Source organism: Biostraticola tofi (assembly GCF_004343195.1).
Taxonomy (GTDB): domain Bacteria; phylum Pseudomonadota; class Gammaproteobacteria; order Enterobacterales; family Enterobacteriaceae; genus Biostraticola; species Biostraticola tofi.
This window is the reverse complement of record NZ_SMCR01000001.1, coordinates 792,778-813,359: the sequence shown is the minus strand read 5'-3', so window position 1 is coordinate 813,359 and position 20,582 is coordinate 792,778. Positions and strand designations below refer to the sequence as shown.

Below are 20,582 nucleotides of genomic sequence, written 5' to 3'. Positions count from 1 at the left end.
TGAGGTATTTATGAGCTTAACCAGCCAATCTACACAACAAAAATTCCCATACCCAGCCGACAAAGTTTTTGCCAAGCTCTTGGAGGCGGTACCTTCTGCCGGAATGAAAATCAAAAATCAAGATGAAATTCTCCGTCGGCTAACAGTAAGCGTTGGGATGTCTCTATTTTCATGGGGAGAAAATATGACGATCGTTGTCACAGATGTAGATGATAAATCATCGATTATATCTATCGATTCATCTCTTAAATTCAGCCCAAACATTGCAGGAATGCATAAGCATCAGAAGAATTTTGACAAGATAATCTACTCGCTTAGCGCTCTACTTAAATAAATTCGCAGAATCAAAATAAACCTCGCCTCGGCGGGGTTTTTTATTGCCTGGAGAAAAGTAAATGGCAGGTGAAACTCAAGTTGGCAATATCGTTTACCAGGTCCAGATGGACATTGCCGGCCTACTACAGGGACAGCGCCAAGTTAATGAGCGATTAGACCGACTTGATGCGGGTTTTAACAATACCGCCCGCTCCGCGAATAATGCGGAACGATCATTTGCCTCTTTGTCAAAAGTAGCCTCGGCGCTGGCTGCAGCAATTTCGGTTCAACAGGTGGCGCAATATGCTGAAGCCTGGACGGTCGTAAATAATAAATTGGCAAACTCCGTCAGAGCCAATGAAGACCTCGCTGCTGTAACTCAGCGCGTATTCGACATATCTCAAAACACCCGTGCGGGGCTGGATGCAACGGCCTCGCTCTATGCCCGCCTGGAGCGTGCCACTCGAAGCTACGGCACTAGCGTCAATGACATTGCCCGATTGACGACAATTATTAATCAGGGGTTCGTCGTTTCAGGGGCAACCGCTCAAGAAGCGTCAAACGCTGTAATCCAGCTATCGCAGGGGCTAGCCTCAGGTGCTTTACGAGGTGAAGAATTCAATTCAGTCAATGAACAGGGTAACAGACTAATTGTAGCCCTGGCTGATTCTATGGGCGTTACGATTGGGCAGCTAAGGTCGATGGCAGCCCAAGGAAAGCTGACAACCGATGTTGTTGTAAATGGGCTACTAAAGCAAGGCGATGCTATTGGCAAAGAGTTTGCCAAGACGGTAGCGACCATGGGCCAAGCTTATACTGTCGCCACTAATAACATCACAAAATTTGTTGGGGAAAACTCAAGCGCTAACTCTGTAATAAGAATTTTTAACTCAGCTATCGTTACCCTGAGCGAAAATATGGACGTAGTGACAAACGTAATCGCTGCTGCCTCTGTGTTGGTAGGGAGCAGATTTGCAGGAGCTTTATTTGCTTCGGCAAGCGCCAGAGCGGCAGACATGCATGCTGCGATAGCACAAGGAAAAGCAACGGCCGCAGCGGCGGCAGCCACAGCAGAAGCAGCCACTGTCACCGTCAGAAAATTGGCCTTGGATAGAGAGCAGGCATTATCAAATGTGGCTGTGGCTCAGACGGAATATAACCTTGCCAGGGGAACGCTCGCCGAGGCGCTGGCTTTAGATGCCCTTGTAGCGGCAAAGTCGATCGCCATTCAAAGATCAGCTGCTTATGCTGAAGCCCTTCTTGCTGAAGGTGCCGCCGCCAGTGCGGCTACGGCTGCAGCTGCGGCCGCAACAACAACCATCGGCTCTCTCGCCACTGGCGCATTAGCCCTTATTGGGGGGCCAGTTGGCGCGGCAGTAATCGCCGGCGCTGCATTGTTCTATTTTTATCAGAAGGCCCAACAGGCAAGGGATGAATCAATCGCTTTTGCTGACACCCTTGATAGCGTCATTGGTAAAATGAAGACCATGAGCCAAGTGCAGCTTGCGGCTGAGATCGATAAGGCTACAAAGTCTATAACAGACCAGAAAGAGGCCATTGACGATACTCAGGGCACCATTAAGGCAAATGAGGATCAGCAAAATAAGCTACGCCGGACGCTGAGTTTCCTGAAAGAGGATAGTGGTGCTTATCGGGCAACACTGAGCGTGCTCTCTGACGTCCAAAAAGAGCATACCCAATTGCTGGCATTAGAAGATCGCCAGCAGAACAAGCTCAGCCAGACAGTGAGCAAGGTCGGTATTATACGCGCTCAATTCAATGGCACATTTGCTCAAGGCATAGAGCTGCTTAAGCGTGATGGGCATGAAGCTGGGGTTGTTGCAGGTGTCATGGGGCAACTAGGTGAGGCGATAGATATCGCATCGCGGGCAAAAGATAACTTCAATTCAAATAGCCTGATGCTCCCAAGGAGTGAAAAGGCTGATGAATATAATAAGGAAATAGAACAGGAAAACGAATTGCTCGCCATTACTGATAAACGCCTAAGGGCTGTTACTAAGGCGCGGTTGGATAATGAGGCAAAAGGCGGCAACCAGAACCAGATTAATTCAGCCGGCGAGCTTGCTGGTAAGAATTATGATTTGCAGCAAGCTGAAGCGAGCAGGGGGAGGGAGGTCAAGGCAGCCGCTAAAGCTGAGACACAAGCCGAGGCAGCAGAAAAACGCCGGGTTAAAACTCTCCAAGATTTAAGCAATGAGATGGCCGTTGCTGAACTCAATAATAAAAACCTTAATCGTGAAGCCGCGCAACTCTCAGCAGTGCAGGATCTTGGCTCTGGAGCCAGCCAGGCACAGATTGCTGCAGCTTCAGAACAGGCAGGAAAGATATTCGACATCCAGCAGCGGATGAAGGATAAAAAAGCAGCCATCGATAGTGATCAGGTTGCGAATGCAGAGAAGCAGCGAGCCCTTGATCTGTCACAGTTAGAGAGGCAATTAGCCGCTGGGGATATTAGTTACGAGCAGAGCCAAAAGCGCCGCGCTGAAATTGCCGGTGAATATGCCAGCAAAATAGCTGAAGCGAATGCCAATGCAGTTGTTACGCCCCAGCAGGAAAATGCCGCTAAGGTAGACCCGGTTCAGGCGCTGGCAAACGAGAACGCACGTAAGCTCGCACTCATCCAGCAATTCGAAACTAATAAGACCATTACCGAGCAGCAAGGCATTGCCTTACGTAATGCAGCCAATAAACAGTATGAGGAGCAGCGTACAGCGGCCATGTGGGAGCTGTGGCGCAACCAGAGCACGGGTAATGAGGCGCTGGCAGCATCCTTCGACGCCCTGTCCGGCAATGCCTCCAACGCACTTACCGGCATAGTAACCGGCAGCATGTCGGCCAATGAGGCGCTTTCTTCTATATCCAGCACTGTTCTGAATAGCCTGGTGAATGCCTTTGTTCAAATGGGCGTGGAGTGGGTTAAATCTGCAGTGACGGGGAGCGCGGCTCAAATTGCGGCCACATCCGCGACCACTGCTGCGTCTGTAGCAGGAACAGCGACGACCACGGCAGCCAGCACGGCATCAGCAGTAGCCACTACAGCCGCATGGACGCCTGCGGCCATCGTAGCATCCATCGGTTCATTCGGTGGCGCTGCGGCGATTGGTATTGGCGCTGTTGTCGCGGCCATGGCACTTTCCGGGGGACTGGCTGGCAAGCGCAAGAACGGCGGCCCGGTATCTGCTGGCTCGATGTACCAGGTGGGCGAGGGCGGCATGCCTGAAATCTACCGGGCATCTAACGGCAGTCAGTACATGATCCCTGGTGATAATGGAAAAGTTATCAGTAATAAGGATTTAAGCGGCGGCGGTGGCCTGGTCGTAAATAACATCATTCACAACAGCGTTCCAAATGCTCAGGTAAGTTCATCAGCAAGGATGAATGGTAATGGCACGCTGACGCTTGAAACCATCGTCAGCGATATCGATCAAGGCGGCCAGATTGGGCAGGCCATAAGCCGCAATTACAACACCCAGAGAAAGGCTAATGAATAATGGCCATACCTTACCCCGACTGGCTACCCCTGGCCCAGAAAGACAATAAATCCATGACCAAGGCCACTGGCTTCAGGGCAGATCAGCCTGTAGTCGGTGAGCCTATTTTTCAAAAACTCACAGATGATTTGCCGGTTACCTGGAGCCTGGTGTGGAAATTTAAGCCGAGAGAAGAGCGGGCATTCGCACAGTGGATACGCAGCCCTAAATATCTGGATAACGGAACAAAATGGTTCGATATCCGCATCAAGATAGGCGGTGGCGAAACCCAGTTGCAGCAAGTGCATTTTGTGACCATGCCGGTGCAAACTTCCATCAATGGCTCAATAACCACCTGGACGGCGACCGTCATTGCCCGCGAGCTCAATAATGAGGATGACCAGTATGATGATCTGCTTGTCATGTTGCCTGAGGGCTGGGAAAGCATCCTTGACCGGGTTGTTAATCAGATTATGCCGAGGTCAGACTGATGCCCACACTGCGTGAATTTCAATCACGAAGACCTGCAAACCGCATCTTGTACCACACCATAACCTTCTATCACCCCTCTTTTGGTTACAAATATTTCGTGGCTAATCAGATAAAACCTTTGGTTTTTCAGGGCCAGGAATTCATGGGGATCAGGATGGAGGTCGTACCGAGCCAGCAGAGCAATACACCAGTTATTACCGCCAGTGTACGCTTCTCGCGCATTGCAGCCGACTTTAAACAAACGCTCAAGCTGTGGCAGGGATCATCACGGCTGACGCCGATAACGGCACTGTACAGGCGCTATGACTCCTCTGACATGAATACCCCCTTGAAACCCTGGTCCTTGTTTGTTGATTCCGTGACGATGGATGAGTCTGACGTAACTGTCTCATTGACCATCAAGAACCCTATGAACAACAACGTGGCTGTTTTGTACAAAACGTCTGAATTTCCGGGGCTGAAAAATGTATAGGCAAGAATTTATCGACAAAGTGATGGGCATACCCTGGCGGAATCGGGTGTGTTCTTTCGAGGCCGCAGATTGTTGGGGGCTGATTGTGCTGTACTTCCGGCACGTGGCCGGCGTGGAGGTTCATCACTCACCGAACTATGAGGCCTGTGAAGACTTCATTACTTGCTTTAGCGATGAGGTGACTCACTGGCGAAGTACTGATCAGCCGTTGGATGGCGGGTTATTGGTTGGTTATCACGGCTCACGGCCAGTTCATGTCGGGATAGTCATAGGTGACAAAGTGCTCCACTCGCGTCAGCGCAGCAGCAGCGTAAGACTTGATCGCCTGGCCGCCTGGCGAAAAATATTCACACGACTTGAGTTCTATTCTTATGCCGATAATCAATATTCAGCGAATACCGGGACTGCCGAAGCAGCAGGAGATATTTGCGGCTGGCGTGCGACTATGTGAAGCGCTAGACGGGTTAGATTTTAGCGGTGATGCCAAAATCAGCATTAATGGCAAGTATATTGGCCCTGACGATGAAATCGGATTTACCTTGACTGCAAGTGACATCGTCAATATTTACGATCAACCGCAAGATGGTGGATTAGTCAAAACCCTACTTAATCCCCTTGAACATCTAAACCCAATAAAATTTACCCAGAAAGTCATGTCGTCGCTTTATAACACTAATGCGAATGCGACAAATACTGCCCAGACAAAAACATCACCCAATAATAACCTCAAGTCACAAACTAATATTGCCCGAAACGGAGAGGCCAGGCCCGATAATTTCGGCCAGGTTCGGGCGTTTCCAGATTTGCTTCAGGAATCCCTCACCGAATATATTGATAACGTCAAATATGTCACCGAGCTCATGAATTTTGGCCTTGGCCGCTATGACGTGAGTTCAATCCGTTACGCTGAGAGCTCGCTTGATGCTTTGCAGGGGGCTACGTCTCAGGTATTCCAACCTGGCGAAGTCATTAGCCAGCTTTATGAGCCTTATTATTTTGATGACGTAAGTGGCGAGGAGGTCAATCCAAAGAATGACGATGGCAGCACGATCATTACAGGACCGTATTTTTCACCTACTGATGGTGATGAGCTGTGGATTAACACTAACTCCGCGCTACCCGGCAATACAGAAACCAACTGGACGGTAACGTTCTGGAAGGTGGACGACGATAACAACGAGATTCAGGGCACCCGAGAGTCGCGTGTATTTCGCCAGCCCACGCCCCATGATGTAAGCCAAGAGACTTTTTACAGAACGGACAAATTTTATCCCCTGGCTGGGCGAGGTCGTTACGCGGTGCAACTTGTGCGTAATGATAGAGCAGACGCAGCCAGTAAGTTGACGCTTGAGTCTATCGGAACGATGACGCTTCGCCAGAACGTTGTTCACCCGAATGATACGACCGTTCTGATTCGGATTAAAGCAGCTGAAGGGGCCAGCGCCAAGGACCGTAAATATAATGCACTGATCACCCGTCACGTCATTACGTTTAATCGAGATACCCAGCAGGTTGATTACATGCTCCGGCCCTCCCGCATATTTCCCGATATTGTCCTGCATAACTGGATAATAACCGGCAAACAAAGCATCGATAATATCGATGCTGATATGCTTTATCAGATTTATGACAATCTGCCAGACCCGCGCCTGGGTTACTTCGATTATACCTTTGACGATGCCGATATCTCTCTGGGTGAGCGGTTACAACGCATCTGCGACGCCGCCACCGTCACGGTGTTCTGTGAAGATGGCTATATGTCATTCGTCCGTGATGAGCCACGCCAATACCCGGCCACGGTATTTAATACGGCCAACTCTATGGCTGATGGCTATCGGCTCACCTACGACATGACATTAAACGGCGGCTTTGATGGCGTCGAGTTGCAATATAAGGATCCGCTCACCAATAAGCAGTCCTATGTCTACTTCCGCATAACCGACAATGACTCTATAGAAGAAGGAGAGCCAGCCAAGCCAAAAAAATTCCAGTTGCTGTACATCAGGAATCGCTATCAGGCAGTAGACCGAGCGATGAAAGAATGCCTGCGGATTATGTTCTCACGCAAAACGATGAGCATCACGGCCCTGTCGGATGGCGAATGGGTTAACGTTGGCGACATGATCCAGGTTGTGGATTGGTATGACACCAATCAGCAATCTGGAAAGATAACCGGCAGAAATGGCGATGATTTCACGACGAGCGAACGGATAGAATTTTCAGGTTCAATGTTTGTCGTTATCACCGATGCTGACGGGGTTCCTACGGATCGGATACCTGTTCACTTCAATGGCAATACGTCTTCCGGGTTCAATGCCCCCGTACCCAATATATCTCTCAATATCTGGAATGGCGAGGATGTCCAATCTGCGTCCCGTTACTTTATTGCCACCGCCGGGGAAATGGATGAAACACTCTGGACAATTACCCAAAAGCAAACCTCAGCAGACGGAAAGACTTCAATCACCGTTTCAGAATATAACCAAAAAATGTATGAATACGAGGTGTCAGAATAATGGCAACAAATAATCCTGTTCCAAGTGCAGAGCCAGGGGATTTGCAATTTAACGTGCAGAAAATTGATGAAATAGTCTCTTCCTCTGCTGAAACATACACTGACAGGCTGGGAGAGGAACGGGAAACTATTACTGGCGTCAAGGCAAGATTGGTTGAGGCCAATAACGGCCTGGTGGCTATATTAAACCAGGTATTCACGGATACCACTGCTGCCCAATTTCGTATAGATGACGGATCTATCCCTGAGAACCAAATCGTTTACATCATCAGCCCAAATGATGAAGAAACCGTGCTTTATTATCGAAACATCGGCGGGGTAGTGACTCCAGTATTTAACGAGGATGGGACGCAAAAGGCAGAACCATCTAATAAAGTGGTGGATGCTATAGCGGGCAGCATCCAGCAAGATGAATCCGATGACTTAACAGTGTTCACCGATACGCTTGGTTTCTCTCATTCTCGCATCAAACCGGAGGGCGGCTTTGAAACACCATTAGTCTCCCTCGACCTGAATGAAATGATTTCCGGAAATATGGGTATAGTTAATGATGCCTCCATATCCAGCGATGAAATAATTATTTCAGATGGTTTAGGTTTCTATGTTCCGATCTCAAATGAAGTGTCAGGTGGAGGAACAGGCCCTGGTGAGGTTACAATAGATTTACCACCGCAGACCGCTGCCTATGGCCTTTTGTCTAAAATGCGCGCCGCATTGGATGACGTATGCATTATTGTTAACAGCGACTCCACGGGTATCGACCACGATACAGACCCAACGACCGGAAAGATATTTAATAAGTGGACGCGAAAGCTTGCCGAATTTCTGGCGGCAAATTATCCAGCCTACACGGTAAATTATTACACGTGGACAGGTAGTACTTATAATAACGCAATAACAATACAGGTCGGCACTGCCGGTAAGACTTTGTATTTTTATAATGCCGCTGTTGCCGGAAAACAACCTTTGTACTTAATGGGACAATATTTCGAAATAGCTTACATGCCACGCCAGGCCGACTTGGTCATCATGAATCACGGCCATAATACTGATAATGCAGTGCCAGCTAGCACCCACATGGGCATGGATTTGGCCGTCTTATACACTATGCTCCAGAGGCACCCAAATGCTGGTGCCATTATTTTTTCTCAAAATCCACTACGAGACAGTGACAACGGGACGACACGAAGTAATGGTGCGCGCCAGGCAGCTATCGCTGCTGGTTTTAGTCTTGTTGATGTATTCCAGCTCTTTCAACAAGCCGGGAAGCCAACAGATTGGTATATGGGAAATGATAATATCCATCCGAGCGCCATGGGTGATGCGAAAATATTTGATCTGGTTAAAAATCTCTTTGTTTGGCCGGCAAGCCCAAATCGGTATATCCCCGGACTGGTTGCCGGGACCAATTTGTTATTGAACGCTGATTTCAGCACTTGGGATGCGGAAAATTCCGCTCCCAATGGATGGACCCTTGTTGGTTGTACGGCCCAGAAGGATACAATCAATGTCGAGACGGGGGAGTATGGGTTGAAACTGGTGCAGTCCGGCACCATCGAGACCTATGCTGCAATTTCGCTTTCGTCATCGCTAGTGAAACGACTCAAGGGCAGGACCGTTGTTTTAGCGGCCCGGGTGTTTATTCCAACTACGTCAACTCGCGGCAATTGCGGACAAATCCAAATCCCAGAGGCCGGTAATACCAGGCCTTATGGAACACCAGAAGGGGGCCGAGGTGCCTTTATTTGGAAGGCTACGGTCATCACCATCCCGACGACTGTAAACGCATTAACTGTCCGCGCAGTCTTGGATACCTCCGGGGGCGCCCCCGGAAATTGGTGCACGTTCGATCGGCTATCTCTTACTGTAGGCAATATCCCCCAGGACTTTTACTAAGGAACTTAATAATGGCTACTCGCCTCATCAATAAAAACGCTGTGCTTTGGGCCTCCCCCAAATCGAAGCTTTCTATTCCGTTTCCTGCTGCATGGGAGGGGTATTTTTCGTTCGGTATAGATGCGGCCACATCGATACGCAACCTTATCCGCGACAAAGCTGCACTGTCAGTTGTCGGTACGCCAACTTATGATGAAAATTATATCGAGTTGACCGGGGCCCAAGTGGCCTACCTAGTGACGGCGATCAAAAATAGTACCGATATGACTATTATTGCCAGCGTGATGCCCTTGGAAGAAAAGGGGATTGCTGTGATGTCAAACTATCAGTCAAATAGAAAGGATGAAACAGGGCTCTGCATTGGGACTACGCTGGGGTTTGACGTTGGTGCGGATGCCTCCGATGGCAATGTCATCACTCGCTTTAATCATGGAGTTCTGATTAACGGGGTGTCTTCTGGTGCCGCCGCAGAAACCGCAACGGGGGCGCAAATCAATCAATGGTATCTAATAGGCGGACGTGTACTAAACACTGCCCGAGTCAGGACGGTTTATAATTTAAGTGCCGGCACTACAGGTACCAATACCCCTGCATTGAATGACGCTGACCTAGGCGATGTAATGCGCATCGGTTCGGCGTACAGCAACCAATTTCCCGGAAAAGTCAGGCTTTGTGAATTGGCAATCTGGAGCGAATACCTTTCTGATACCAAATTTTCTACAGCAGCACAATTTATGCGTGAAAGCGCCACTAAAAAGGGCGTTATCGTTTAACAATGAGCCAATCACGCCACAGGGTTCTGAATCTCCTGTATCAACGACTCATCATTATTGCGAATATTCCCCACCTCCTTGCTCACTGGATGCCATTCGAATTCATCAGCCGGTATAGCCGCATCATGGGCCAGCTCTTCCGCCCGTTCCGGAGTGGTGTCCGGTGACATCCACTCCAGCGAAGCCTCACGCGTCATGACCAGCGGTCGCCGGTCGTGAATATCCAGCAGCCCCTTATCACTCGCCGCCGTGACAATCACAAAGCCGTCATCCTCTGGCGGATCTAGGGGATCCGGATGAAATCGACTTATTGCAGCGAAGAATATCGGTTTCTTGTTTTCGTGATAAATGAAATAAGGCTGCTTTATCTTGGCGTCATTGGGATGCTTGCGCCACTCGTACCAACCATTGGCCATCACCAGGGTGCGGCCACTATTCCACAGCGGTTTAAACATCCTACTGGTTGCTGCTGTTTCAACACGGGCATTAATCACCGGCGGCCGGTGTGCTTCTTTAGCCCATGCCGGCTGATATCCCCACATTACTGGGTCGAGTTGCAAATTTGCAACTCGCTGGTTCAGCAGCAGTACGCGGGTGCCCGGCGCGACGTTGTACCGGCCCATGGGCTCTAGGTTCAAAGCACCATTGTACTCGACCTCTGGTTTCAGAAAGTCGAGGTAGTCCTCACGCGGATCGTACTGAGCGAATCTGCCGCACATGTTCGTTCTTCATTTCGGGTTGGGATTTAAGTATAGGAGGGAATTTGATGATAGTCCGGGGGCATGATGGACTTTACAGCCCATCAAGGTAATCAGCATACCACTGCATCATTTCCCTGCGCCTATCCAGATACTGAGCGTGGTTATAAATGCCTCGCACCTTGTTACGGTCAACATGTGCAAGCTGACGCTCAATCAGATCCGGCTCGAAACCATGTTCATTTAAAATAGTACTGATTTGATGCCGGAATCCATGCCCGCTGGCCCTGCCATCAAACCCTATGCGCCGTATCACGCCCAGGATAGAGTTTTCGCTGATAGGCTTCGTATTATCGCTGCGCCCAGGAAAGATGAATTGTCCGTGGCCAGTAATCGGCTTTAAGTATTCCAGCAAGGCGATCACCTGCCTGGACATAGGAACAATATGCGGCCGGCGAGATTTCATCAATTCAGCGGGGATTTCCCACGTCTTATTATCGAAGTCGATAAATGACCAGAGAGATAGCCGCAGCTCGACCGTTCTCAGGCCTGTAAGCTGTAGAAGCTGTGTGGCCACCTTCACCAACACACTGCCACCATAACCCGCCAGGGCTTGGTTGAATACCCCAACCTCCGACTCCTGCAGGAAGGGATAATGCTCAGGCTTCGGCGCACCCATAGCAATTGATAAGTCTGGTGCCGGGTTATACTCGGCCCTGCCGGTACCGATAGCGTACCGGAACACTTCCCCACAACGCCTACGCGCCTTCCTTGCCCGCTCCATCGCTCCGCGCTCTTCAAACTTTCTCAACACACCCAATAGCACCATTGGCTTTATTTCAGTAATGGGCATATTACCTATATATGGAAAGATGTCCTTTTCGAACATGCTCATCATTTCGTCTGCGTATTTATCTGACCAGGTCTTTTTCCTGCTGCTGAACCATTCGATAGCCATGGTTCTAAAGGTATCGGGGGCCGATGGATTAAGTTCGGGATATTTCAACGCTCTCTTTTCGCCAGCTGGGTTGATGCCCGATTTTATCTTCAATTTAGTCGCCGCTTGAGCCGCCCTTGCTTCAGACAAAGAAACATCCGGGTAATTGCCAATGCTCAATGTTTGCTCCTTTCCCCCAAACCGGTAACGCAACCGCCAGACCTTAGCGCCAGTGGGAGTGATAAACAGGAACAGGCCGCCCATGTCAGCCATGCGGTAACCTTTCTCTTTGGGTTTGGCTTGCTCTATCTGTTTGGCGGTTAGCATATGTGGGCATCGACGTGTGGGCATTGAAAGATGCCCGCAAGAATGCCCGCAAAAGTTTGGTGCTGTCAATGGATTTTGGGTAATGTCAGGTAACGTGATTTAGCGTGAAGGGCTTGTTGGGCGGGGATTTCGGTAATGTGAGGTGATGGCAGGTAATGAGATTATGGTGTCCCCGACAGGAATCGAACCTGTAACTAGCCCTTAGGAGGGGCTTGTTATATCCGTTTAACTACGGAGACTGGTCAAGCGGCGGTGATTATACCTGATTTGCCCCCAAATATAAGCACTGGTCAGCCTGATTGGTCAATCTATCGACAATCAGGCAATAATTATCAGCGAGAGCCCTGCAGCCTCTGCTGATTAATCCCCTTAAGGCGGAATCTGGCGGCTTAGGCGCAGGGCCCGTCCTGCGTGCCAGTATGACCTTTATTAAGCAGTTTTTTTGCCTCTTCCTTGCGCGCCTTGCTAAGGTCGTTACGTATCTGCGCATGGCTAAGCAAGGCAAAGATAAAGGTACCGCCGACAATATTGCCGGCCAGGGTAGGCGCCGCGAAAGGGTAAAAGAATTCATACCACGGGATATTGCCGTTAAAAACCAGATAAAGGATCTCGACCGAGCCGACGACGATGTGCGTGAGATCGCCGATACCCACCAGATAGGTCATCAGGATGATGACAATCAGCTTTCCAGCTCCCGATGAGGGCATCATCCAGACCATCGAAGCAATAATCCACCCTGATATCAAGCCATTGGCAAACATTTCATAGGCACTATTAGACATCACCTCTTCAGACAGGGTGATAAAGGCCTGACGCGTTTGTTCATCAAACACCGGCAGATGAATAAATCCCAGGGCGGCGAGCGCAGTACCGATGATATTGCCCAGCAGTACCACGCCCCAGAGACGCAGCAAAATCAGAAAGTTGTGACCGGTCGGCTTATGCATAATGGGCAGCACAGCTGTCAGGGTATTTTCAGTGAACAGCTGTTGGCGAGCCATAATGACAATGATAAAGCCGAAGGTATAGCCGATGTTTTCTAAAAAGAACCCGATTGGACCTTCTGGCAGTTTGGCGTGAAAGATGCCTTTAGCCATCAGTGACGCGCCCATCGACAGCCCGGCGGCAACCGCTGACCACAGCAGGGCCTGGCTATCACGCTCAAGCTCCTTTTCGCCTTCCTGGCGGATCTCTTCATGAATGGCTGCGGCGGGAGAGGGGAGGTTTTCCTCCTCTACTTCTATCTCACGCCCCTGTTCACTCTCCTCGCTGTCCACTTTTACCTCGGAATCGCGAGTGGAATGGCGCGTATCTTGTTGGCCGGCTGATTTTCCCATCGGTTTACCCCTGTATTCAAAGCGCTAAGCGCCGATTTAACCTAAGCGTAGCGGGGTTTTAAACTGTCAGGAAAGAAAACTGCTGCCAGTACACCGGTCGAGTGATTAATAACCAAAATTGTCACCGTGACCGCCAATGCGTAACAAAATCTTAACCTCGCTGGCTATCTGGTCGGTAAATTGATCTAATACCCCCTTGCTTAATAGGACTTAAGACTTATGCCCACCCTGAGTGTGTGAGATAAGTCACCTATGTTATGATGCGCTGCCTATCAAATAGTGAGTTGAGCTTCCAATGCTGGCAACTGAAAATCTGGCCTGTATCCGTGATAATCGCACCCTCTTTGCGAAGCTTGAGCTACAGTTGTCTCCCGGTGAGATCGTGCAGCTGGCAGGCCCCAATGGCGCAGGCAAAACTTCCCTGTTACGCATTCTGGCCGGTCTGGCTGAACCTGATATGGGCAGGGTGCTTTGGCAGCATCAGCCGATACTCAATCAACGGCAGGCTTACTACCGCCAATTACTGTATATCGGTCATCAGGCCGGCCTGAAGCAACGGCTCACACCGCTGGAGAATCTCAGCTTTTATCAGGCGTTACAGGGGGGTGGCGGTTCTGATGCCTCGCTCTGGCTGGCGCTTGAGCAGGTAGGACTGCTGGGACTCGAAGAACTGCCGGCAGGTCAGCTTTCGGCCGGACAACAGCGGCGGGTAGCGTTGGCTCGCCTGTGGCTGAGTGCCGCCCCGCTGTGGATCCTTGATGAGCCCCTGACGGCCATTGACTGTGATGGCGTCTTGGCTTTGGCCGCGCTGTTCGGCCGCCACTGCAGGGCCGGGGGGATGGTGCTGCTGACGACCCATCAGCCGCTGCCCGACTGTGGCGTGCCGGTCAGGAAACTTGATCTGTCGGCGATGGAGGCGATGGCGTGTTCTGGCTGATAGTCCGTCGGGAATTGCTGCTGGCCCGCCGCAATCGCAGCGAGATCCTCAATCCATTATGGTTTTTTCTGATGGTGGTGACGCTGTTCCCACTGGCGATAGGACCGGACCCGGCGATTCTCAGGCGCATTGCCCCGGGCATTATCTGGGTGGCCGCTTTGCTGGCCTGCCTGCTGTCGCTGGAAAGGCTGTTCCAGGAAGACCGGCTTGATGGATCCCTTGAGCAACTGCTGCTGCTGCCCCAGCCAATGCCGATAACGGTACTGGCCAAGGTTTGCGCCCACTGGCTGGTGACTGGCCTGCCATTGCTGCTGCTCTCGCCGCTGGCGGCGCTGTTTCTTTCGCTCGATCTGACCACCTGGTGGACGATGGCCCTCACGCTGCTGCTCGGCACGCCGACGCTGAGCCTGTTGGGGGCCATCGGTGCTGGATTGACGGTAGGCCTGCGCAAAGGCGGGGTGCTACTGAGTCTACTGCTGCTGCCGCTGTTTGTGCCGGTACTGATTTTTGCCACCGCGGCTATCGATAATGCCTCACTGGGACTACCGGTCGATGGCTATCTGGCGATTCTGGGGGCGCTGCTGGCGGGCAGCCTGACGCTGACACCCTTTGCCGCCGCTGCGGCATTGCGCATCAGCCTGCAGTAATGCTGCCGGCCGCTGCCTTTTTAATCTGTTGAATGTGAGCAACTGACGATCATGTGGAAAACACTTCATCAATGGGCCAGACCCCAGGCACTTTACCGGCTCTGTGGCCGGCTGCTACCCTGGTTTGCTGTTGCCGCCGTGCTGTCGCTGCTGCTTGGCTGGGGGTGGGGATTTGGCTTTGCCCCGCCGGATTACCAGCAGGGGAACAGCGTGCGCATTATGTACCTGCATGTGCCTGCCGCTATGTGGTCCATGGGGATTTATGCTGCGATGGCGATTGCCGCATTCATCGGTCTGGTCTGGCAAATGAAAATGGCCGATTTGACTGCCGCGGCCATGGCGCCGATTGGCGCAGTTTTTACGTTTATCGCGCTAATCACCGGTGCCGCCTGGGGAAAACCCATGTGGGGCACCTGGTGGGTATGGGATGCTCGCCTGACCTCCGAACTGGTGCTGCTGTTCCTCTATCTGGGCGTCATGGCGCTGTACAACGCCTTTGAAGATCGCCGTCTGGCCGGCAGGGCCGCCGGCATTCTGATCCTGGTCGGGGTGGTCAATATTCCGATCATTCATTTTTCAGTCCAATGGTGGAACACGCTGCATCAGGGATCGACCAATATGCAGCAAAGTATCGATCCTTCAATGCGTACACCCTTGCGCTGGGCCATTGTCGGTTATCTGCTGGTGTTTGTTACTCTTACCCTCGCCAGGCTGCGCAATCTTATCTTGCTGCAGGAGCGCCATCGCCCCTGGGCGGCGTTAATCAAACCTGAGGAGCGTAACAAATGACGCCGGCGTTTACTTCCTGGACCGCCTTTTTCGCCATGGGCGGTTATGCATTTTATATCTGGCTGGCGACCGCCGCTGCGCTGTTATCGTTGCTTGGACTGGTGGTGCATACTTGCTGGTATCATCGTCATCTGCTGCAGGAGATACAGCGGGAGGCCGGACGTGCCGAACGGATGGGGCGTCGCAAAGCCGCTGCTGATGTCAGTGACGGCTCGGCGGACAGACGGAGTAAAGCGCAGTGAATCCTCGTCGTAAGAGTCGGCTTTATCTGGTGCTGGTGATTCTGCTGGGATTGGCTGTGACCTGCGCCCTGGTGCTGTATGCCCTGAGAACCAATATTGATCTGTTTTATACCCCGAGTGAAATTCTGCAGGGCAAAGGCGAAGGGCACGCAATGCCGACCGTCGGCCAGCGGCTGCGTATCGGCGGCATGGTGATGCCTGGTTCAGTCAGGCGGGATCCCCAGACCTTGAAAGTGAGCTTTAAAATCTACGATGCCGTTGGGGCAATCGGGGTCAGTTATGAAGGCATTTTACCGGACTTGTTCCGAGAAGGTCAGGGCGTGGTCGCGCAAGGTGTGCTCGGTGCCGGCCATGTGGTGATAGCCCGTGAAGTGCTGGCAAAACATGATGAAAACTATACGCCGCCTGAAGTTGCCAATGCCATGAAATCGCAACCTCGCACCGTCGATACGCTTGCCACGACCGAAAAAGAGGGACAGCTTTGATACCTGAACTGGGTAATTTTTTATTGTGTCTGGGCACCGGCCTTGCTCTGCTGCTCAGCAGTTATCCGCTGTGGGGGGCTGCGCGCCAGGACATCCGGCTGATGGCGACGGCCAGGCCACTGGCATACGGTGTATTTATCACTATCGCCGGGGCATTTATTTGTTTGGTATGGGCCTTTGTGGTCAATGACTTTTCCGTAGCCTATGTGGCCAATAACTCCAACAGCCGTTTGCCGGTTTATTACCGCATCGCCGCTACCTGGGGCGCCCATGAGGGCTCGCTACTGCTCTGGGTGCTGCTGCTCAGCGTCTGGACGCTGGCGGTGGCGCTGTTCAGCCGCGCCATGCCGGATGAGGCCATAGCCCGGGTACTGGCGGTGATGGGAATGATAAATGCCGGGTTCCTGGCATTTATCCTGCTGACGTCCAACCCCTTCAGTCGCAATTTGCCGTTTATTCCAATCGATGGACAGGATTTGAACCCGGTGCTGCAGGATATCGGTCTGATTTTCCATCCGCCGTTGCTGTATATGGGCTATGTCGGATTCTCGGTTGCCTTTTCGTTCTCTATCGCCTCGCTTATCGCCGGTCGGCTGGATACCGCCTGGGCCCGGTGGTCGCGACCCTGGACGCAGGCGGCCTGGATCTTTCTAACGCTGGGCATCGTTCTCGGCTCCGCCTGGGCCTATTATGAACTGGGGTGGGGAGGGTGGTGGTTCTGGGATCCGGTTGAGAACGCGTCTTTTATGCCTTGGCTGACCGGCACCGCTTTGCTGCATTCGCTGGCGGTCACCGAGAAACGCGGCACGTTTAAAGCCTGGACGGTTCTGCTGGCGATCGCCGCCTTTTCCCTTTGCCTGTTGGGCACCTTTTTAGTGAGATCGGGGGTGCTGGTCTCGGTGCACTCCTTTGCCTCCGATCCGGCCAGGGGGATGTTTATTTTGGCTTTCCTGGTACTGGTGATCGGGGGGTCGTTGCTGCTGTATGCCATTAAAGGTGGGCAGGTGCGCAGCCGGGCGCGCAATGAGGTGTTTTCACGAGAGACCTTTTTACTGGGCAATAATATCCTGCTGATAGCTGCTATGCTGGTCGTCCTGCTGGGTACCTTGCTGCCATTAATCCATAAGCAATTGGGCATGGGCAGCATTTCTATCGGCGAGCCTTACTTCAATACCCTGTTCAGTCTGCTGATGGCGCCTTTTGCTCTGTTGCTCGGTATTGCGCCGCTGATACGCTGGCGGCGCGATTTTCTGGGCAAACAGCTTAAACGCCTGGCGATTGCCATGGCGTTAACCCTGGTGCTGTCCTTGTTACTGCCTTGGCTGCTGGGCAATGAAATCCGCGCTATGACGGTGGTCGGCCTGATGATGTCGCTGTGGGTGGTGATCCTGACCTTTATCGAGATCCATGAACGGGCGACGCACCGCTACAGTTTCTGGCGCGGCCTGGGGCAACTGACGCCCAGCCACTGGGGCATGGCCCTGGGACATCTGGGCGTGGCGGTGACGGTTATCGGTATTGCCTTCAGCCAGAATTACAGTATTGAACGCGATGTCAGGATGCAGCCCGGCGACCAGGTGGATATAGGCAGCTATCATTTTGTGTTCCGCGCCCTGCAAACGCTTAACGGCGCTAATTATTCTGGTACTGCAGCCCTGCTGGATGTCACCCGCCAGGGCAAGCCCGAGGCGACGCTGCGTGCAGAAAAGCGTTATTACAGCGTGACCCGCACCTGGATGACTGAAGCCGCTATCAGCGGTGGCCTGACTCGCGATCTCTATGCCGCGCTGGGCGAACCGCTTGACGGTAATGCCTGGGCGGTCCGGCTGTATTACAAGCCATTTGTTCGCTGGATTTGGCTGGGAGGGTTATTCATGGCGGTCGGCGGCCTTTGCTGTATTTGCGATCCTCGCTACCGCGCAGGTAAGCAGCGTCGTCTGTCGACAGGAGGACCGGCGATATGACCAAAAAGTGGCTGTATATTCCCTTGGTGCTGTTTCTGGCTTTAGCCGGCATCTTTATCCTCCAACTGACGCGCAATGCCGATGGGGATGACCCCACCCGGCTGGAATCGGCGCTGATAGGCAAGCCGGTACCGCTATTCAGGTTGGAATCACTGGACGTCCCCGGCAAAACCTTTGATCAATCAGTATTACACAACGGCAAACCGGTATTGCTGAATGTGTGGGCTACCTGGTGTCCAACTTGCCGCGCCGAGCATCAATATCTCAATAGCCTGGCGGCACAAGGAGTAAGAGTCATCGGACTGAATTACAAAGATGACAGACAAAAAGCGGTCGCCTGGCTCAATAGCCTGGGCAACCCTTATGCCCTCAGTCTTTACGATGGCAGCGGTATGCTGGGACTGGACCTGGGAGTCTATGGCGCGCCTGAAACCTTCCTGATCGATGGTCATGGCATCATCCGCTATCGCCATGCCGGTGATTTAAACGAAACGGTATGGCTGCAAGAAGTTCGTCCGCTGTATGAAAAATACGCCCGAGAGGCCGGGTTATGAAAACTGGCATCTGGCGGGTACTGCTGCTGAGCGCCGTCCTGAGCGGCGGTGCCGCTGCGTCAATCGATACTTACTCGTTTCAGAGCATTGATCAGGAGCAGCAGTATCGGCAATTAACCGAACAGCTGCGCTGTCCCAAATGTCAGAACAACAGTATTGCCGATTCTAACGCCATCATTGCCGGCGATATGCGAGCCAAAGTTTACCAATTGATGCAGCAAGGCAAAAGTCGCCAGGAAATCATCGATTATATGGTGGCGCGCTACGGCAATTTCGTTACCTATCAGCCACCGCTCAATCCTTTGACGCTCATCCTCTGGGCCGGACCGCTGATTTTCATCCTGGTGGGCGCTTATCTGGTGATCGCCCGGGCAGTGAAACGCACTGGCCGCAACACGGCGTCACTGTCAGTACCGGAACAGCAGCGGCTTAATCAACTGCTGGCTGAAACAGAAGAGAAAAAACCATGATCGCATCAGCGCTGTTTGGTCTTACGCTGTTGGTGGGCGCTTGCGCGTTATTTATCCTGCCGGCCTGGCGACGGGGGCGGCATCCGATCAGCCCGGTCACGCGTGACACATTGAACACCCGGTTTTATCAGCACCGGTTGGATGAACTGGCTCATGATGAAGCCGAAGGGGTGGTCGACCATCGAAATGAGCATATTCTGGAGCTGCGCCAGGCCTTACTGTCAGATGTCCCCCCGGATGCCGTACCGGCTGTCAGGCCCCTATCTCTCTGGCTGTTGACGCCAGGCATCATCGTATTACTGGCGGTCACAGCCGGTCTGTACCTGTTGACAGGGGGCGCCGCTAAACAGCTCGCCTGGCAACAAACGGTTAGCGAAATGCCGGCACTGCGGATGCGCATCATGGATGCCAAGGCTCCCCAGCTTTCTGCCGCTGAGCTGGCCCGCTTCGCTATCGGCTTGCGCGCCGGGCTGCTCACGCAACCTGAAAACAAAGCCGATTGGTTAATCCTTGGCCGGATCGGCGTGGTGATGAATGACGTAGCCACCGCGAGCGGTGCTTTTGAACGCGCCTGGCAGCTCAACCCGGACGATGCGGCGGTCACACTGGACTATGCCCAGGTGCTTATACGTTCCAATGACGCCGGTGATAACCAGCAGGGAATCCAGTTATTAAGGCGTTTGGTGGCCGATCGTCCTGGCAACCTGCAGGCCATGAGTCTGCTGGCATATGGTGAATATACCGCTGAAAATTATCCGCAGGCCATCGCATTGTGGCAGCAGGTGCTGGACCGCTTGCCAACCCAAGACAGCCACGCTGTTGACATACGCCAGGCCCTGCTCCGCGCCCGCCAGCTATCGGGACAGAAAATGACCCGGCTCAACCTGCAGGTCTCGTTGCTGCCCGGTATTGAATATCATCTGCCGCGGCCGGGCCGGGTTCTGGTTTCGGTGACCGACGGCATGAGTTCAACGCCGGTTGCGGTAAAATCTTTGCCATTAAGCCGCTTTCCGTTATCGTTGTCGTTAGATGACAGTGATGCCATGCTACCCGAACGTTTGCTTTCTGCGCAGAAGCAGGTAAAAGTACGTGTAAGAATTTCGTCTGACGGCCGCGCAGAGCCAGAGGCGGGAGAATGGTATGGTGAAAGTGCCTTGCAGGATTTTAACGATGGCGATCGAATTCAAGTGCAGATAGATCGGCAAGTATCCCAATAGAACGCATAAAAAATAAAAATGGAG

The 20,582-nt window shown here is 52.3% G+C and carries 19 protein-coding genes, 1 tRNA gene and 1 pseudogene; 17 read left to right on the top strand and 4 right to left on the bottom strand.

The features are described 5' to 3' along the window. The first annotated feature begins 10 nt into the window (after window positions 1-10). The 8 genes and pseudogenes from EDC52_RS03585 to EDC52_RS03550 all read left to right on the top strand — a co-directional run bounded on the left by EDC52_RS03585 (window position 11) and on the right by EDC52_RS03550 (window position 9,954). Window positions 11-334 carry a hypothetical protein gene (locus tag EDC52_RS03585; protein WP_131863947.1) on the top strand — a complete coding sequence of 108 codons (324 nt, stop codon included), beginning with the start codon at window positions 11-13 and terminating at the stop codon, window positions 332-334. A gap of 61 nt (window positions 335-395) precedes the next feature. Further along, complete coding sequence (locus EDC52_RS03580; RefSeq protein WP_131863946.1) at window positions 396-3,827, top strand: tape measure protein; 3,432 nt, start codon at window positions 396-398, stop codon at window positions 3,825-3,827. After that, window positions 3,827-4,297, top strand: coding sequence for a hypothetical protein (locus tag EDC52_RS03575; RefSeq protein ID WP_407924189.1), 471 nt, complete (start codon window positions 3,827-3,829; stop codon window positions 4,295-4,297). Before EDC52_RS03580 ends, EDC52_RS03575 begins: the two co-directional genes overlap by 1 nt. Then, window positions 4,297-4,770, top strand: a complete 474-nt coding sequence (locus EDC52_RS03570; RefSeq protein ID WP_131863944.1) for a DUF1833 family protein — start codon at window positions 4,297-4,299, stop codon at window positions 4,768-4,770. The genes EDC52_RS03575 and EDC52_RS03570 overlap by 1 nt, the downstream gene beginning before the upstream one ends. Then, window positions 4,763-5,044 (top strand): annotated as a pseudogene (locus EDC52_RS20510) (NlpC/P60 family protein); the annotation flags it as partial. The gene EDC52_RS03570 and the pseudogene EDC52_RS20510, both read left to right, overlap by 8 nt. 43 nt (window positions 5,045-5,087) lie before the next feature. Beyond that, complete coding sequence (locus EDC52_RS03560) at window positions 5,088-7,286, top strand: host specificity factor TipJ family phage tail protein (RefSeq protein WP_456236571.1); 2,199 nt, start codon at window positions 5,088-5,090, stop codon at window positions 7,284-7,286. Beyond that, window positions 7,286-9,181, top strand: a complete 1,896-nt coding sequence (locus tag EDC52_RS03555; RefSeq protein ID WP_131863942.1) for an SGNH/GDSL hydrolase family protein — start codon at window positions 7,286-7,288, stop codon at window positions 9,179-9,181. The genes EDC52_RS03560 and EDC52_RS03555 overlap by 1 nt, the downstream gene beginning before the upstream one ends. An 11-nt stretch (window positions 9,182-9,192) precedes the next feature. Further along, on the top strand, window positions 9,193-9,954 hold the full coding sequence (locus tag EDC52_RS03550) for a hypothetical protein (RefSeq protein ID WP_131863941.1): 762 nt from the start codon (window positions 9,193-9,195) through the stop codon (window positions 9,952-9,954). Between the two features lie 11 nt (window positions 9,955-9,965). On the opposite strand, the gene EDC52_RS03545 is transcribed toward EDC52_RS03550, so the two are convergent. The 4 genes from EDC52_RS03545 to EDC52_RS03530 form a co-directional block, all read right to left on the bottom strand. After that, the gene (locus EDC52_RS03545; protein WP_131863940.1) at window positions 9,966-10,673 is read right to left on the bottom strand and encodes an SOS response-associated peptidase family protein; all 708 of its coding nucleotides are present in this window, start codon (window positions 10,671-10,673) and stop codon (window positions 9,966-9,968) included. Window positions 10,674-10,746: 73 nt separating this feature from the next. Continuing rightward, complete coding sequence (locus EDC52_RS03540) at window positions 10,747-11,916, bottom strand: tyrosine-type recombinase/integrase (protein WP_131863939.1); 1,170 nt, start codon at window positions 11,914-11,916, stop codon at window positions 10,747-10,749. 164 nt (window positions 11,917-12,080) lie between these two features. Then, window positions 12,081-12,155, bottom strand: a tRNA-Arg gene (locus tag EDC52_RS03535). Window positions 12,156-12,305: 150 nt separating this feature from the next. Further along, complete coding sequence (locus EDC52_RS03530) at window positions 12,306-13,253, bottom strand: formate/nitrite transporter family protein (protein ID WP_131863938.1); 948 nt, start codon at window positions 13,251-13,253, stop codon at window positions 12,306-12,308. 295 nt (window positions 13,254-13,548) lie between these two features. Here EDC52_RS03530 and ccmA point away from each other — a divergent pair, with 295 nt between their 5' ends. Genes ccmA through ccmI form a run of 9 tightly spaced genes read left to right on the top strand, consistent with a single transcriptional unit; the run spans window position 13,549 to window position 20,558 of the window. After that, on the top strand, window positions 13,549-14,190 hold the full coding sequence (ccmA, locus tag EDC52_RS03525) for a cytochrome c biogenesis heme-transporting ATPase CcmA (RefSeq protein WP_131863937.1): 642 nt from the start codon (window positions 13,549-13,551) through the stop codon (window positions 14,188-14,190). Next, window positions 14,178-14,837, top strand: a complete 660-nt coding sequence (gene ccmB / locus EDC52_RS03520) for a heme exporter protein CcmB (RefSeq protein ID WP_131863936.1) — start codon at window positions 14,178-14,180, stop codon at window positions 14,835-14,837. The genes ccmA and ccmB overlap by 13 nt, the downstream gene beginning before the upstream one ends. A 51-nt stretch (window positions 14,838-14,888) precedes the next feature. Next, window positions 14,889-15,626 carry a heme ABC transporter permease gene (locus EDC52_RS03515; protein ID WP_131863935.1) on the top strand — a complete coding sequence of 246 codons (738 nt, stop codon included), beginning with the start codon at window positions 14,889-14,891 and terminating at the stop codon, window positions 15,624-15,626. Next, the gene (ccmD, locus tag EDC52_RS03510; protein WP_131863934.1) at window positions 15,623-15,868 is read left to right on the top strand and encodes a heme exporter protein CcmD; all 246 of its coding nucleotides are present in this window, start codon (window positions 15,623-15,625) and stop codon (window positions 15,866-15,868) included. The genes EDC52_RS03515 and ccmD overlap by 4 nt, the downstream gene beginning before the upstream one ends. Beyond that, the gene (ccmE, locus tag EDC52_RS03505; protein ID WP_131863933.1) at window positions 15,865-16,353 is read left to right on the top strand and encodes a cytochrome c maturation protein CcmE; all 489 of its coding nucleotides are present in this window, start codon (window positions 15,865-15,867) and stop codon (window positions 16,351-16,353) included. The genes ccmD and ccmE overlap by 4 nt, the downstream gene beginning before the upstream one ends. Further along, window positions 16,350-18,317, top strand: a complete 1,968-nt coding sequence (locus EDC52_RS03500) for a heme lyase CcmF/NrfE family subunit (protein ID WP_131863932.1) — start codon at window positions 16,350-16,352, stop codon at window positions 18,315-18,317. Before ccmE ends, EDC52_RS03500 begins: the two co-directional genes overlap by 4 nt. Beyond that, window positions 18,314-18,871, top strand: a complete 558-nt coding sequence (locus EDC52_RS03495) for a DsbE family thiol:disulfide interchange protein (RefSeq protein WP_131863931.1) — start codon at window positions 18,314-18,316, stop codon at window positions 18,869-18,871. The genes EDC52_RS03500 and EDC52_RS03495 overlap by 4 nt, the downstream gene beginning before the upstream one ends. Next, on the top strand, window positions 18,868-19,341 hold the full coding sequence (locus EDC52_RS03490; protein WP_131863930.1) for a cytochrome c-type biogenesis protein: 474 nt from the start codon (window positions 18,868-18,870) through the stop codon (window positions 19,339-19,341). Before EDC52_RS03495 ends, EDC52_RS03490 begins: the two co-directional genes overlap by 4 nt. Further along, window positions 19,338-20,558 (top strand): c-type cytochrome biogenesis protein CcmI, encoded by a 1,221-nt coding sequence (gene ccmI / locus EDC52_RS03485; RefSeq protein ID WP_131863929.1) that lies wholly within the window; start codon window positions 19,338-19,340, stop codon window positions 20,556-20,558. The genes EDC52_RS03490 and ccmI overlap by 4 nt, the downstream gene beginning before the upstream one ends. Window positions 20,559-20,582: the final 24 nt, after the last annotated feature.

Bases quoted from the DNA above. Each gene is read 5' to 3' on its own strand.
- EDC52_RS03585 (WP_131863947.1), top strand. From the start codon at position 11: ATGAGCTTAACCAGCCAATCTACACAACAAAAATTCCCATACCCAGCC.
- EDC52_RS03580 (WP_131863946.1), top strand. From the start codon at position 396: ATGGCAGGTGAAACTCAAGTTGGCAATATCGTTTACCAGGTCCAGATG.
- EDC52_RS03575 (WP_407924189.1), top strand. From the start codon at position 3,827: ATGGCCATACCTTACCCCGACTGGCTACCCCTGGCCCAGAAAGACAAT.
- EDC52_RS03570 (WP_131863944.1), top strand. From the start codon at position 4,297: ATGCCCACACTGCGTGAATTTCAATCACGAAGACCTGCAAACCGCATC.
- EDC52_RS03555 (WP_131863942.1), top strand. From the start codon at position 7,286: ATGGCAACAAATAATCCTGTTCCAAGTGCAGAGCCAGGGGATTTGCAA.
- EDC52_RS03550 (WP_131863941.1), top strand. From the start codon at position 9,193: ATGGCTACTCGCCTCATCAATAAAAACGCTGTGCTTTGGGCCTCCCCC.
- EDC52_RS03545 (WP_131863940.1), bottom strand. From the start codon at position 10,673: ATGTGCGGCAGATTCGCTCAGTACGATCCGCGTGAGGACTACCTCGAC.
- EDC52_RS03540 (WP_131863939.1), bottom strand. From the start codon at position 11,916: ATGCTAACCGCCAAACAGATAGAGCAAGCCAAACCCAAAGAGAAAGGT.
- EDC52_RS03530 (WP_131863938.1), bottom strand. From the start codon at position 13,253: ATGGGAAAATCAGCCGGCCAACAAGATACGCGCCATTCCACTCGCGAT.
- ccmA (WP_131863937.1), top strand. From the start codon at position 13,549: ATGCTGGCAACTGAAAATCTGGCCTGTATCCGTGATAATCGCACCCTC.
- EDC52_RS03515 (WP_131863935.1), top strand. From the start codon at position 14,889: ATGTGGAAAACACTTCATCAATGGGCCAGACCCCAGGCACTTTACCGG.
- ccmD (WP_131863934.1), top strand. From the start codon at position 15,623: ATGACGCCGGCGTTTACTTCCTGGACCGCCTTTTTCGCCATGGGCGGT.
- EDC52_RS03495 (WP_131863931.1), top strand. From the start codon at position 18,314: ATGACCAAAAAGTGGCTGTATATTCCCTTGGTGCTGTTTCTGGCTTTA.
- EDC52_RS03490 (WP_131863930.1), top strand. From the start codon at position 18,868: ATGAAAACTGGCATCTGGCGGGTACTGCTGCTGAGCGCCGTCCTGAGC.
- ccmI (WP_131863929.1), top strand. From the start codon at position 19,338: ATGATCGCATCAGCGCTGTTTGGTCTTACGCTGTTGGTGGGCGCTTGC.